This is a genomic window from Cryobacterium sp. 10I1 (genome assembly GCF_035019805.1).
Taxonomy (GTDB): domain Bacteria; phylum Actinomycetota; class Actinomycetes; order Actinomycetales; family Microbacteriaceae; genus Cryobacterium; species Cryobacterium glucosi.
Window position 1 is genome coordinate 1 of the sequence record NZ_JASJVF010000664.1, and the last position, 256, is coordinate 256.

The 256-nt window shown below is 72.3% G+C and carries 1 pseudogene; it reads right to left on the bottom strand.

What is annotated here, in order from left to right:
- Positions 1–180 (bottom strand): annotated as a pseudogene (locus tag QN345_RS20240) (hypothetical protein); the annotation flags it as partial.
- Positions 181–256: the final 76 nt, after the last annotated feature.

The following is a 256-nucleotide window of genomic DNA, read 5'->3' on the forward strand; positions in this document are numbered from 1 at the left end:
CGTCAGTCCCCGTTCGAGTCCCTCGACCGAGTACGCGCGGTTCTCCCGGCATTCCCAGGCCCAGTCGTTGTGGCCGTCGACGAGGGGTGCGAGTTCGAGGGCGTGGTCGACGACCGCGCCAACAGGGTTCGTCGGGGCGGTCGTGGCGGCGTGGTTCTCGGCAGCGGATGCGGGGGGCATGGTCCAACGCTAGTGCCGGGGTTCCCCGCGCGGAACCCGGGTTCCCGCGTGCACCGGTACCGGCACCGGCACCGGC